The 12,732-nt window shown below is 59.7% G+C and carries 13 protein-coding genes and 2 pseudogenes; 11 read left to right on the top strand and 4 right to left on the bottom strand.

The window, feature by feature from the left end:
• The 9 genes and pseudogenes from F757_RS0108585 to F757_RS33200 all read left to right on the top strand — a co-directional run.
• Window positions 1-1,416: an aldehyde dehydrogenase family protein gene (locus F757_RS0108585; protein WP_027211042.1), complete on the top strand. Its 1,416-nt coding sequence runs from the start codon at window positions 1-3 to the stop codon at window positions 1,414-1,416.
• A gap of 57 nt (window positions 1,417-1,473) precedes the next feature.
• Window positions 1,474-1,764: a (2Fe-2S)-binding protein gene (locus tag F757_RS0108590; protein ID WP_027211043.1), complete on the top strand. Its 291-nt coding sequence runs from the start codon at window positions 1,474-1,476 to the stop codon at window positions 1,762-1,764.
• Window positions 1,761-3,140, top strand: a complete 1,380-nt coding sequence (locus F757_RS33185; RefSeq protein WP_035466524.1) for an FAD/NAD(P)-dependent oxidoreductase — start codon at window positions 1,761-1,763, stop codon at window positions 3,138-3,140. Before F757_RS0108590 ends, F757_RS33185 begins: the two co-directional genes overlap by 4 nt.
• Complete coding sequence (locus tag F757_RS33190) at window positions 3,140-4,309, top strand: NAD(P)/FAD-dependent oxidoreductase (RefSeq protein ID WP_035466526.1); 1,170 nt, start codon at window positions 3,140-3,142, stop codon at window positions 4,307-4,309. Before F757_RS33185 ends, F757_RS33190 begins: the two co-directional genes overlap by 1 nt.
• A gap of 73 nt (window positions 4,310-4,382) precedes the next feature.
• On the top strand, window positions 4,383-5,513 hold the full coding sequence (locus F757_RS34590; RefSeq protein ID WP_027211044.1) for a M24 family metallopeptidase: 1,131 nt from the start codon (window positions 4,383-4,385) through the stop codon (window positions 5,511-5,513).
• Window positions 5,514-5,532: 19 nt separating this feature from the next.
• Window positions 5,533-6,192 (top strand): amino acid ABC transporter permease, encoded by a 660-nt coding sequence (locus tag F757_RS0108610; protein WP_027211045.1) that lies wholly within the window; start codon window positions 5,533-5,535, stop codon window positions 6,190-6,192.
• 50 nt (window positions 6,193-6,242) lie between these two features.
• Window positions 6,243-7,013, top strand: a complete 771-nt coding sequence (locus F757_RS0108615) for an amino acid ABC transporter ATP-binding protein (protein ID WP_027211046.1) — start codon at window positions 6,243-6,245, stop codon at window positions 7,011-7,013.
• A 40-nt stretch (window positions 7,014-7,053) separates the two neighbouring features.
• A complete protein-coding gene (locus F757_RS0108620) occupies window positions 7,054-7,914 on the top strand; it encodes a transporter substrate-binding domain-containing protein (RefSeq protein WP_084530782.1) in 861 nt (286 codons plus the stop codon).
• 24 nt (window positions 7,915-7,938) lie between these two features.
• Window positions 7,939-8,494 (top strand): annotated as a pseudogene (locus tag F757_RS33200) (IS6 family transposase); the annotation flags it as partial.
• Window positions 8,495-8,712: 218 nt separating this feature from the next.
• On the opposite strand, the gene F757_RS37005 reads toward F757_RS33200, so the two are convergent.
• The 3 genes from F757_RS37005 to F757_RS0108635 form a co-directional block, all read right to left on the bottom strand.
• Window positions 8,713-8,979 (bottom strand): IclR family transcriptional regulator domain-containing protein, encoded by a 267-nt coding sequence (locus tag F757_RS37005; RefSeq protein WP_198021370.1) that lies wholly within the window; start codon window positions 8,977-8,979, stop codon window positions 8,713-8,715.
• Window positions 8,891-9,265, bottom strand: a complete 375-nt coding sequence (locus tag F757_RS34980; RefSeq protein ID WP_084530784.1) for an IclR family transcriptional regulator domain-containing protein — start codon at window positions 9,263-9,265, stop codon at window positions 8,891-8,893. Before F757_RS34980 ends, F757_RS37005 begins: the two co-directional genes overlap by 89 nt.
• Before the next feature lie 269 nt (window positions 9,266-9,534).
• Window positions 9,535-9,909 carry a hypothetical protein gene (locus tag F757_RS0108635; protein WP_156923566.1) on the bottom strand — a complete coding sequence of 125 codons (375 nt, stop codon included), beginning with the start codon at window positions 9,907-9,909 and terminating at the stop codon, window positions 9,535-9,537.
• Window positions 9,910-10,225: 316 nt separating this feature from the next.
• Here F757_RS0108635 and F757_RS35710 point away from each other — a divergent pair.
• A pseudogene (locus F757_RS35710) lies at window positions 10,226-10,390 on the top strand (IS30 family transposase); the annotation flags it as partial.
• 9 nt (window positions 10,391-10,399) lie between these two features.
• Here the strand turns inward: F757_RS35710 and F757_RS0108640 are convergent.
• On the bottom strand, window positions 10,400-11,590 hold the full coding sequence (locus F757_RS0108640) for a phytanoyl-CoA dioxygenase family protein (protein WP_027211050.1): 1,191 nt from the start codon (window positions 11,588-11,590) through the stop codon (window positions 10,400-10,402).
• Window positions 11,591-11,679: 89 nt separating this feature from the next.
• Here F757_RS0108640 and F757_RS0108645 point away from each other — a divergent pair, with 89 nt between their 5' ends.
• On the top strand, window positions 11,680-12,720 hold the full coding sequence (locus F757_RS0108645; RefSeq protein ID WP_027211051.1) for a LacI family DNA-binding transcriptional regulator: 1,041 nt from the start codon (window positions 11,680-11,682) through the stop codon (window positions 12,718-12,720).
• Window positions 12,721-12,732: the final 12 nt, after the last annotated feature.

The following is a 12,732-nucleotide window of genomic DNA, read 5'->3' on the forward strand; positions in this document are numbered from 1 at the left end:
ATGCGAATTAACCGTCAGTACATCGCAGGAGAATGGCGCGAGAGCGTATCGGTTCATGAGCAGGCCGAAGTCTTTTCGCGGCAACCGTTCTCGGTGACGCATCTGTCCGCCCCCGACGACGTCGAGACTGCGCTTGCCGCGGCGCGTAACGCGGCGGAAAAAATGGAATCTGTGCCGGCGCACCGGCGCGCACGCTGGTTGCGCGAAGCGGCAGACGCACTAGTGGCTCGCATTGACGAATTTGCCGCGATGCTGGTGGCAGAGTCGGGCAAGCCTTTGATGCTGTGTCATAGCGAAATTGGTCGTTCGGCTGAAACCTTGCGCTTTTCGGCGGATGAAGCCACGCGCATCGCCGGTAGTGTTTTGCCGATGGATGCAAGCGAACGCGGCGAAGGGCGGCTCGGTTTCTATGTTCGCGTGCCCGTAGGTGTCGTGTCCGCCATCACGCCGTTCAACGCGCCGCTCAATCTATTGGCGCACAAGATCGGGCCGGCGCTGGCGGCTGGCAACGCGGTGATCGCCAAACCTGATCCGCGTGCGGCGTCGTGCGCCACGCGGCTTGTCGAGTTGTTCGCCGAACTCGGCTTGCCACCGGGTGCAATAAATCTTGTGCACGGCGGTCGCGATGTCGGTGAACGCCTGACCGTCGACGATCGAGTGGACCTCATTTCGTTTACCGGCAGTAAACAGGCGGCGTTCAATATCGTGCGCCAGGCGGGGCTCAAACGCGTGCAGTTCGAACTGGGCGGCAACGCGGGGAATATTGTTTGCGAGGACGCCGACCTGGATGTAGCAGCCAGCGAACTCGCGATTCACGCGTTCGGCCACGCCGGCCAGAGCTGTATCGGGGTGCAGCGAATCCACGTGCACCAGGCCGTTCACGCGCAGTTCATGGAAAAGTTTCTTGAACACGTGCGTGCGCTGAAGGTCGGTGATCCGGCCTTGCCCGATACCCAGGTCGGTCCGCTGATCGATGCCGCTACAGCAGAGCGGCTCGAAGGCTGGATCCGTCAGGCCGTCGATGCCGGTGCGGCTTTGTTGACGGGCGGTGTGCGCGACGGTGCGATGTTGACGCCGACGGTTCTCGTCGATGTGGACAAACGCTTGCCGGTGGTTTGCGAAGAGGTGTTCGGTCCAATCGTCACGGTCGAACGAGTGACAGATCTCGAAGCGGCAATCGAGTCGCTGAATGATTCCATCTACGGGTTGCAGGCGGGCGTGTTCACGAAGTCGGTCAGCACCGCGCTCGAATGTGTGCGGCGCCTGAAAGTTGGGGGGGTGGTGGTTAACGGAACATCGAACTATCGCGTCGATCACCAGCCGTATGGCGGTGTGAAAAAGAGCGGGATCGGGCGCGAAGGGCCGGCGTTTGCCATCGAGGCGATGACTGAACTTCGCATGGCGGTCATGCAGTGAGCGCGCTGGAGCCTCAGGCAGAGAAATGACAATGGGTAATTTTGAGGGGAGTCGGTCATGAGTGGCTTTGTTCGTCTCGACGAACGGCAGCGAGCGCCCGTGCATCTGACGGTCGACGGAAGAAGAATCACGGCGCTAGAAGGCGATACGTTGCTGGTTGCGTTGCGCGTGAACGACGAGGTGGCGCGTCAGTCGGAGTTCGGCGACGGTCCCCGCGCAGGATTCTGCATGATGGGCGCCTGCCAGGACTGCTGGGTGACGCTGGCTGATGGCCGGCGCATGCGTGCCTGCACGACTGTCGTTGAAAACGACATGGCGGTCCTGACACGTTGGCCGGAGGAGCTATGAGTCAAGGCAAACGCGTGGTGGTGGTGGGGGCGGGCCCGGCTGGTGTGCGAGCGGCCGCAGCGCTCGTGAGTGCCGGCTTGAGGCCCGTGGTCATCGACGAAGGGTCGCACAGCGGTGGTCAGATCTACCGCCGTCAGCCGATTGGATTCACCCGCCCGGCCGCCACGCTTTACGGCGCGGAGGCCGACAAGGCCGTGGCTGTGCACAGGACTTTCGACACCCTGGAGGGCAGGGTCGACTATCGTCCGGATACGCTTGCCTGGAACGTGTACGACGGAGTCCTTCACACGATGAAGGGCCAGCAAGCGCAGTCCGTCGAATTCGACGCGATTATTATTGCCGTTGGCGCGACCGATCGTCTGCTACCGCTCGAAGGCTGGACACTGCCCGGTGTATACACTCTTGGCGCCTCCCAGATCGCGCTCAAGGCACAGGCCTGCGCAATCGGCTCGCGCGTGGTCTTCATGGGTACCGGCCCGTTGCTGTATCTGGTTGCGTATCAGTACATGAAGGCCGGCGCCAACGTGGCGGCGGTACTCGATACATCGCCAATGTCGCTGCGCATCAAGGCGTTGCCCGAACTGCTGTCGCGCCCCGGCACGCTGTTCAAGGGCATGCGTTATGTATCGGCGCTGCGCCGTGCGGGCGTTCGTATGGAAGCAGGCATCACGCCGCTGAAGGTGGAAGGCAACGAGACCGTGGCGGGCGTTAGCGTCGAACTCGCCAACGGCCAGCGCGAAGAAATTGCGTGCGATGCGCTCGGCATGGGCTATCACGTCCGTTCCGAAGTGCAACTCGCAGATCTCGCGCGTTGCAACTTCGTCTTCGACGAAACCACGCGCCAATGGCTGCCCGAGGTCGATAAAGAGGGCCGTACCTCGGTAAAGGGAGTCTATGTCGCCGGAGACGGCGCACGCACGCTCGGTGCTGACGCTGCAGAAATCGGCGGCGAACTGGCGGCGCTGGCCGTACTGAAGGACTTGGGCATGGACGTTTCAAAGAGCCGCGTGGCAGAGCTTCAGCGCGCCCAGCGGACTCAGCGACGTTTTGCCACCGGAATTGCGCACGCGTTTCCGTTCCCCGTTCGTCAATTGGAAAGGCTGCCCGATCACGCGTTGCTGTGCCGCTGCGAGTCAATTACGGCGGGCGAGTTGCGCCGCTCGGTCATGGATCTCGGCGCGCCCGAAGTCAATCGCGCGAAGGCGCTGACGCGAGTGGGCATGGGCCGCTGCCAAGGGCGATATTGCGGCCTGGCTAGCGCAGAAGTGGTGTCGGCGACGCTTGGGGTTCCGGTGAAGATGGCTGGGCGCTTGCGGGCTCAGGCACCGATCAAGCCATTGCCGATCGCCGCAGAGTCGACGCAGGAGAACGTGTGATGGAACGCGTAGCTGATGTCATCATCGTAGGCGGCGGTTTGATGGGCGCTGCCACTGCATTCTTTCTGCGCCAGCGCGGGCGTTCGGTCATCCTGCTGGAACGTGGGCTCGTCGGTCAGCAGGCAAGCGGCGTGAATTTCGGCAACGTGCGCGGCTCGAACCGCGGGCTGTATCAGCTGCCCCTGGTCAATCGGTCGCGCGCCATTTGGGAACGTTTGCCAGAGTTGCTCGGCGAGAGCTGCGAATTTCTACCGACGGGTCGCGTGATCGTCGCTTTCAACGAAGAGCGGCTCGCCATCCTCGAGAGGTACACGCGGGACTCCGCGCCCTACGGGCTGCGCATGGAAATGGTGCCCCGCGCGGAACTCAACGCGCGCTTCTACTTCCTGTCGAATCGTCCTATCGGCGCTGCGTTCGCACCGCTCGACGGTCACGCCAATCCGCGTCTTACCGCACCGGCTTTCGGCCGCGCCGCAGCGCGTGCCGGCGCAAACGTGTACGAAAACGTCGAAGTGCATGCAATCGACAAGGTCGGCGAGGACTTCGTTGTGAGCGCGGGCGAAAAGGGCACGTACCGCGCGCCGGTTTGCCTCGTGACGGCAGGCGCTTGGGCCAACGCGTTTTCGTCGAAATTCGGCGAGAGCGTTGATCTCGTGGCGCGGGGTCCGCAGATGTCGGTCACTGAGCCGGTGCCTTACCGTATCGGCCCGGCCATCGGCATCTCGACGAGCGATCCCATGGAAGGCATTTACGTACGTCAGGTCGAGCGCGGCAACATCGTGATCGGCGGCGGTCCCCGTGGACCGGCATACGCCGATCTGCGTCGCGCCTTCGTTATCCCGGAACATACCCTGAATCAGGTGCAACAACTGAAGGCCATCTTGCCGATGACGAGGCCGCTGAACATCATTCGTGTGTGGAGCGGCATCGAAAGCTATCTGCCCGACGAAACGCCGATCATGGGACCGAGCAGCAAGGTGCCGGGCCTGTTCTACGCATTCGGCTTCTGCGGCGAGGGCTTCCAGTTGGGACCGGGCGTGGGCGACGTGATGGCGGAGCTGATAGATACCGGTTCCACCGTCACACCGATAGAACCGTTCCATATCCGCCGCTTCTTCAAGGAACAGGCAGCCACTGCGCGAACCAACACGGCAGTCGATGCGGATTAATAGCGCAGTTTTCACTTTTCATGTTGGCGGTGAGCGGGTTCATCCGGCGCCGCATTCTTAAGATACTGAACAAATGAATTTTCCGAAACAAGAGTTCGACGAACGCGTTGCCCGGGTTCGGGCAGAGATGAAAAGCCGCGGCATGGACATGCTGTTGCTGTACGGTCAGGAGGCAATTAACTGGACCTCGGGCTTCTATACGCCGGCGCATTTCGCCTACGCGGCATTCGGTCTGCCGGTGGAAGGCGAGCCGTTTCTGGTCATTCGCTATATTGAAGAAAAGGCCGCGCGCGTGACGACCTGGGTGGAAGACATCCGCACTTACTGGGACCACGAAGATCCGGTTGAGGCGACGAAGCGCGCGGTGGAAAGCCGTGGTCTGCGAACGGCCCGCATTGCGCTGGACAAGCAGGCCTGGTATCTCACTGCGGACCGCTACGATCGCCTGAAGGCCGCATTACCGTCGGCAATCTTCATGGATGAGTCACGCATGATCGACGAGTTGCGCATCATCAAGTCGCCGCTCGAACTGGACACCCTGCGAAAGTCGGCGCGCATCGTGGAAGCGGCGTTGCAAGGCGCAATTGATGCAACGAAGGAAGGTGTCACCGAGCGCGATGTGGCCGCGGCGATGGCGTTTGCGCGTCTGAAAGCGGGTAGCGATCTGCCGGTCGATGGCGTGCTGACCACCGGTGAGCGCACGCTCGAAGGTCACGGTCCATGGACCGATCGAGTGCTGCGCCGCGGCGATGCGCTGCATTACGAATTCCACGGCATCAAAAATCATTATTGGACGCGTATTCTGCGTACGGGTGTACTCGGCGCAGAACCGACGGACGATCAATGGCACACGGCCAACACAATTCTTAAGTCGCAGGACATCGGCTTGAGCATGATGAAGGCGGGAGCCCGCTCGGTCGACATCGACGCCGCGATGCGTGCACCGATGCTGGAGGCAGGACTCAAGCAACGCGCAAGCTATACGAACCGGCTCGGCTACGGCATGGGCTTGAATTTCCGTCCAAGCCCGGGCGAATTCATTCGTGAATTCACGCCCTCCTGTGACTTCATTCTCGAAGAAGGCATGGTATTTCACATGATCATGGCGGCAAACGGTCTTGGTTACAGCGACACGGTAGCCGTTACCAAAGACGGTATTGAATTCCTCACGAAATTCCCGCGCGAATTTGTGGTGTTGAAGTAGTACGAGCAAGGGGGGCGGTATGCAGCATTATCAATTCGATTGGCGGGTCGTAGTTGAACCGTCTGCCTGGCTTCATGCCCTGGCGATCACGTTAGGATATGCGGCTGGAACCATCGTTGTCGGGATGGCCATCGGTGTGATCTGCGGATCGCTGCTGCTGTCGCGCCGCTGGTGGTTGCGCGGTCCGGCTGCAGCGTATGTTCAGTTTTTCCGTTGCACGCCGTCGATGGTGCAAATAATCTGGTTCTACTATGCGTTGCCAATCTTGACGGGCTTCACATTGTCGTCGTGGGTCGCGGCGGGTCTTGGGCTAACGCTATACATGGGTGCATTTTGCTCCGAGATTTTTCGCGGAGGCATCATCTCGATCGAGCGCGGACAATGGAACGCCGCGCGGGCGCTTGGCATGAGCCACATGCGGCTGATGCGCCACGTAATCCTGCCGCAGGCAATGCGTCGCATGGTGCCCCCGTTCGTGAATCAATGCATATTGCAGCTGAAAAACACGTCATTGCTTTACGTGGTCGCGGTACCGGACCTGATGTACACGAGCTACGAACTGACCTCGCAAACCTATCGCCCCCTTGAAGTTTATACGTTCGTCGCGCTGGTCTATTTGGTCATCCTGTTCCCGGTAACCATGATGGCCAAACGACTTGAAGTAAAGGTGCAACGATGAACCCAGTTTTTCCGGAAAAGCCGCGGCGAGAAGCGGCGCAGGCTGTACCCATGATCGAACTGGGCGGCATTGAAAAGCACTATGGTAGCTTCCAGGCCCTTCACGGTGTTTCGATGCGCGTAATGCCCGGTGAAGTGCGCGTGCTGATAGGACCGAGCGGCTGCGGCAAGTCCACGATGCTGCGCAGCATTAATCTGCTGGAGCACCCGGATCGCGGCACGGTGCGCGTCGGCAACGACATTATTCACGCTGGTCCGGGTCACAAGATGCCCAAGGCGAAGATGCTCGATCAGTTTCGCGCTGGCGTCGGAATGGTGTTCCAGCAGTTCGATCTGTTTCCTCACATGACCGCACTCGAAAACGTCATGTCAGGCCCATGTTTCGTCAAAAATATGCCCAAGTCCGAAGCGAAGGATCTGGCCATGAGCATGCTGAGGAAGGTCGGCCTTGCGGAGCGCGCGGCGCAGCGCCCGCAGCAGCTATCAGGTGGACAGCAGCAACGGGTTGCCATTGCGCGTGCTCTGGCGATGGAGCCCAAGGTGATCCTGTTCGACGAAGCGACATCGGCGCTGGATCCGGAACTGGTACAGGAAGTATTGGCAGTCATGAAGTCACTGGCGCGCGAAGGGGCGACGATGGTCATCGTCACACACGAGATGCGCTTTGCTCGCGAAGTGGCAGATCGAGTCTCGTTCATGGACGGTGGACGTATCGTCGAAGAAGGTACGGCCGACGAAGTGATCGGAGCGCCGGGCGAGCCGCGGACTCAAGCGTTTCTTAGCCACTTCCGGGTGACTGCCGGCGGCATGGTGGCGCGTTGAGGGGTAGCGAACAGATAACCATTGATAAAAGGTGCGAAACATGGCTTTCTTAAAAAATTCGGGTGGTTGCCTGCGCTCTGCCGCCGCTGGCGTGTCGCTTGCAATAGCTCTGGTCGGAACCGCGAAGGCAGCCGATTCAACATGGCAAGACGTCAAGGCGCGCGGAGTGGTTCGCGTTGGGGTGATTCCGGCGCGGCAGTGCTATTACTGGCAGTCTCCCGGCAGTGATGAGTGGAAGGGGTTTCCTGTTGCGATGAGCCGCGACGCAGTCGACGCGCTCAGCCAGGCAATGGGTGAGAAACTGAAGATCGAATATGTGACAACGAGCTGGGGTACATCGGTTCTCGATGTTCAGTCCGGAAAAATCGACTTCTTCATCGGTCTTGCCGAGACGCCGCAACGTAAGCAGGCGGTCTCTATGTTCGGTCCGCTCTGGACTTTGCCCGATGTCGCAGTTGGTCGGAAGGGGTTTAATATCGACAACACATGGGCTGCTCTGAACAAACCGGCCACGCGCGTCGCGGTAGCGATGGGCACCACCTCCGAGCAAGCAGCCAAAAAATATCTTGCCGATTCACAAATCCGTTCGTTGAAGAACTCCAACGATGCGATTCTTGACGTGCAGTCAGGCAAGTCGGATATCACCTTGACTACTGCTATCGCCGGCCTTGCCGCCATGAAGGTGAACCAAAATCTGTCCAATATGGTGGTGCCGCACCCGCTTAGCGCGATTCCCGCCGATGGCGTGACGCGTCGCGACGGCGACGGGAAGTTCTACGATTTCCTCCAGAAGTGGGCGACGAAATATTATGCCGACGGTAATACAAAGAAGCGCGTTCTCGAAGCGTTAGGGGAGTGCGGTCTCGACCCGAAACGGTTGCCTTCGGACATGGTGTTCTAATCTAACACATGTTGCCTGGACAACATCCTGCGCTGGGTGCAGCGCTATGTCCCGGAGTTCGAGAAACGCTGAGCCCGCTATGGCCGCCATGCGGGCCCGTCGTGGCGCGTCGACGAGACGTACGTGAAGGTGCGCGGTCGCTCGATCTGCCTGGATCGCGCCGTTGTTCGTGATGGCAATACGGTCGCCTTCAGGCTCAGCCAGAAACGTTAGGTGGCTGCGGCCAAAGCTTTCTTGCGTAAAGCGCTCCACCCAGGGTCGGGCACCCCCAGCATCACGCTCGATGGCTACGCGGCATCACGTCGGGCAGTGCGCGAACTGCCAGCCGGGAATCCGATGTAGCGCAACACCAGACGGCGCACGTCGAAATATTTGAACAACATGATTGAGCGGGGCGGTCGCGGTATAAAGTCCAGAACCGCGCTCATGCTCGGGTTCAAGAATTTCGGCTGCGCGGGGGTTACCCTGGCCGGCCTCGAACTCGTGCATCGCATTCGCAAGAACCAGTTCGCCCTCGGCTGTCTGCGTATCAAAGACCAGACTCCGTCTGCAATCTGGGAGTGCTGTGCTCGCCGCGTGAGGCGCATAGGTTGAAAATACTTCGCTTGGCTCCGATTCAAATTATTTGCACCACAGCCGTTTTTTTATTTGTCACCGTCGCCGGTCACGATGTCAATTTCACCGAGGGCTTTTTGGGTAGAGACGCTGGTCGAGTTCACCTTTTGATTTGGGATGTTGCTCATCTAGCTTTCTCGATCGTCGCTGTAGCCACGACGGAATGGCTCGAGCAACATCGGATCAGCAGGACGCTTCGAGATCATCCGTGCAGTTTTCAATGAGCAGCGGGACGATCTGCTCTTCCAGTTGTTCGGGGCTCCATCGCATGCTAGATGCCGAAATGTTGATCGCGCCGATCGCCCGGCCGTGCGCGTTATGTAGCGGCACCGCTATTGTCATGTCGGTGCGAAAAAACTCGTCATAAGCGCTCGCGAATCCGCGCTCGCGTACCTGATCCAGAAGCCGCAATATCGCGTCGACGTTCGTAATCGTGGACGGGGCGTACATTGACCCGATGAGACGTTTCCAGAAGTGCGCGCGCTTCATCAATGTCGAGCGTCGAAAGATATGCGCGGCCGGATGCGGTGCAGTAGATCGGTAATCGACGTCCGATAGGCATGTGAACCACGGTGTGCGTCGGACTCGTGACGCGTGCGACAGACACCATGTCGAGACTGTGGGGTTCGGCCAGGTCGACGGTTTCACCGGAGCGCCGATTCAGTTCAAGCAGATAGGGGTTCGCTCTTTCGATCAGCGCATCGGTCGACTGATAGCGGTAGCCGAATTCCATCATCCGGGGTCCGAGTTGAGAACGGCGGCTGATGCCGGCGCTGCCTGCCGAGCAGAGCGACACGGCGGGTCCGCAACGGCCTGCAGGAATTCTGCTCGCGAGCCCGCGTGCGCCCGCGCAAGAGCAACGAGCGCCCGATCTTCGGCTGCATAATGTGGCGCCTCCACGGGCCGTCGGGCAAGCTCGCCGGTATATCCGAGCATGCTACCGTCCAAGGGATGATGGCGAAGGAGACTGGAAGGAAACGCTCGCCGCAGCTTGCGACCAATGCCTTATCCCAAATTTTGAGCGAATGCATAACGGCAGGGGACTCCGTCGATGAAGTCAACGGCGGGCGGCTGATCCGAGATTTCGGCAGACAACTGGTTCGGGCGGATTTCCACTGCCAGATTGACACCGGGGGCGGTCACCGGACATTGCCGCCAGAACGTCGCGAACACAGTGGGCCGCAATGCGTTCAGCCGCGCTTCACCAAGGGCGAACGCGGTCGAGTCGATGACCAGGCGCAGCAACGCCCGAGGCGACATCGAGTGAAAAAGGCTATCGCTACCGTTCCTATAGCGATCTGCGTATTCTCTGCTCTTAGGCGCTGAGCGCGCACGAACGACCGCCACGTGCCGCTCGAGGAGGCAGGCAGGAGGCGTCATGCGTCACCTCATCTCACGATATAGAGCAGAGTGTAGCCCGAACTCGCTGCTCGTTTTGATGATGGAAACGGTCATGCGTGATTGCGCCGCAATTTGCAACCGATTTTTAGAATTAACGCCAGCGAATCGCGCTGAACGAGCGGCAAGAGATCATAGATGCAATCGAGACCCGCAACATTTCCAGGGCAACCGCTGCAATGAAGACCCATCTGGACAATGTCCACTCACGATATCGAAACGCAATCGACAGTCGTTGAAGTGCAGGCAGGTCTCCCAAAGGGACGGCAGCGCCGACGGCATGGGCGCCCATGCAGGCCGCGGTACGCTAAAGAAGGAATTGCAGGAATATTTGCGGCGGACGCGGACGATGCGTCGTTCACGTCATCACACCATGAAGACGGACGACCACCGCAGAATCTGCGGTACCGTATCGATCAGCGAGCGCCCCCCGACAGGTGAGGACCGCGCGATACCGGCTCATTTGGCGGCTCTAACCGGTTCGTTTCCACGCATGGAGTTGCAGCGCTTCGCGAAGCATCGATGAGTGCCACGCTTCGTCGAGTGCGCGACGCAGCAGCGCCTGCTGACTCGCGGGCGCGAGGCCACCTGCCGGTGGGTCGCGATCAAGATTGGTGGGGAACGCGTAGCCTTCCGCCGTGGATGCAATAACGGACTCGATTTCAGTCGCGGTCAACTGGCCGTTGGTCTGGTACTCGATAAGTACAGGGTAGACGGCCTCACACATGCGCATCCGATCGAGAGTTTCCATCGTGCGGCCATAAGCCGAAGATACCTGCAACAGATTCGCCATGCGCTGCACGTCTCGCGTGCGATTCGCGCCGGCGGCATGGAAGAGTGCCGGATTAAAAAAGAGCGCGTCTCCCTTGGCGAGCGGTAACTGCACGCAGTGCGCTTCGAAGAAGTCGCGAAAGTCGGGGCGTCGCCACGCCAGGTAGCCTTGAGCATAACGCTGCGAAAAAGGCAGCAGCTTCGTGGGGCCACTCTCGATCGGCATGTCGCTGTGCGCGACAGCACCTTGAAGCGTCAGGAACGGCGACATCTTATGGACATGCGCGGGAAAGCGCTGCGCTTCCTCTACTGTCTGGAACCCGAGATGGTAGTCGCGGTGTGCTTGCTGTGCCTCTCCACCTGGTCGAACGACGTTGACCTGAGTCGTCATCTGAAAGAAGGGTCCGAGCCATGCTTGCGCGACGCATGCGATGAACGCATTCGAGAAATAGCGTGCGAACACGGTGGGTGCATGCAGACAGAGCTTTTCGTGAGCGTTCCAGATGCGGTCGTTCGCGCCCGCTTTGGCGAAATGGTCCGCTCCTTGTGTCCCGGATTCACGCTCCTGCCTGATGATCTGTTCAAAGATGCGGGTTGCTTCATCGACGGGCGCCGTGTCCCGGAAGGCGTTTTTTATCACCAGCACGCCCGCGCCGTCGAGAAGCACGTTTGCCCACTCGGCCTGCAGCGCCCGTTGCCGAACAGGATCGACCAAGACTTCATCAAGCGCACGGCAATCATAGACGGGGACGTCGCACTGCGTCTCGACCGAAAATCGCAAGCCGAGGTCAGCCTTTTTTCGTAGTTGATCCGCGAAAGCTTCGAGTGAGCAGTCGCTCCCTCGATACCAGTTGTTTCCTAACGTTTCGCTGCTTTGCTCGGTGGCATTCATGTCTCGCTCCGTTTTCGTCAGCATAGACGCGTCGTCGCACCGGGAGTTACGATAAACACATCAAAAAACCATCAAAACCGAGGATGACGATGGCTAACCGTTTCCTCATAAAAGAGATTGCGTTGCAGGCTGGTGTCGGTGTCGCTACGGTGGACCGCGTATTGAACGGGCGTGCCCATGTGCGCGAAGGCACACGCAGGCGGGTCGAGCAGGCTATCCGGGAGTTGGAGAAGCAGGAGATTCAACTGGCGGCGAAGGGGCGCAAGGTCATCATCGATGTGGTGGCCGAAGCGCCGTCTCGATTCTCGACGGAAATTCAGGAAGCACTCGAAGCGGAGTTACCCGCCTTTCATCCTGCGGTGCTGAGGCCCCGCTTTCTCATGCGCGAAACGATGACTACCGCGGAGGTCGTTGAAACGCTTCACTCGATCGGCAGGCGAGGTAGTCACGGTGTTCTACTGAAAGCGCGCGATGCCGCCGACATCTCAGACGCGATCGGAGAGTTGAAGACAATGGGCATACCTGTCGTGACCACCTTCACGGACATTCCGTTGTCGGCTCGCATCGCCTACGCCGGACCCGATAATCGCGTGGCGGGGGCGACGGCGGCATATCTGATCGGTCATTGGCTCGGGGGTACCCGTGGCGCGGTCTTGATTACCATGAGTGACGAAGGCTTTAGAGGCGAGGAGGAGCGCGAGGCGAGTTTCCGGCGAGCCCTCCGTGTCAATTACCCGAAACTGAGTTTGCTAGACGCGAGTGGCGGACACGGACTGAATCCGCAAACCGAAGAGAGGATGCGGAAAGTGGTTACGAGAAGATCAAGAGTCGCTGCCGTGTACTCGATGGGTGGAGGCAACGCAGCCGTGCTGAAAGTGTTGGAGGCGGCGAAGCAAAACCCCATATGCTTTATCGGGCACGATCTTGACCGCGACAACGTTGGCTTGCTTCTTCGGGGAAAGGTGCAGGCCATCCTTCATCACGATTTGCGTCAGGACATGCGTTCGGCTTGCCAGCACATCATGCACTTTCATCGACTGATTCCTGCATCAGCGATCGCTCCGTCTTCCTCGGTCGTCGTCGTTACTCCGGAAAACATCCCGGAGCACATTGCCAGTCGATTTCGATAGGCTCGTCTTTAC

The sequence above is a fragment of the Burkholderia sp. WSM2232 genome (genome assembly GCF_000472545.1).
In the GTDB taxonomy this organism is placed as follows: Bacteria; Pseudomonadota; Gammaproteobacteria; order Burkholderiales; family Burkholderiaceae; genus Paraburkholderia.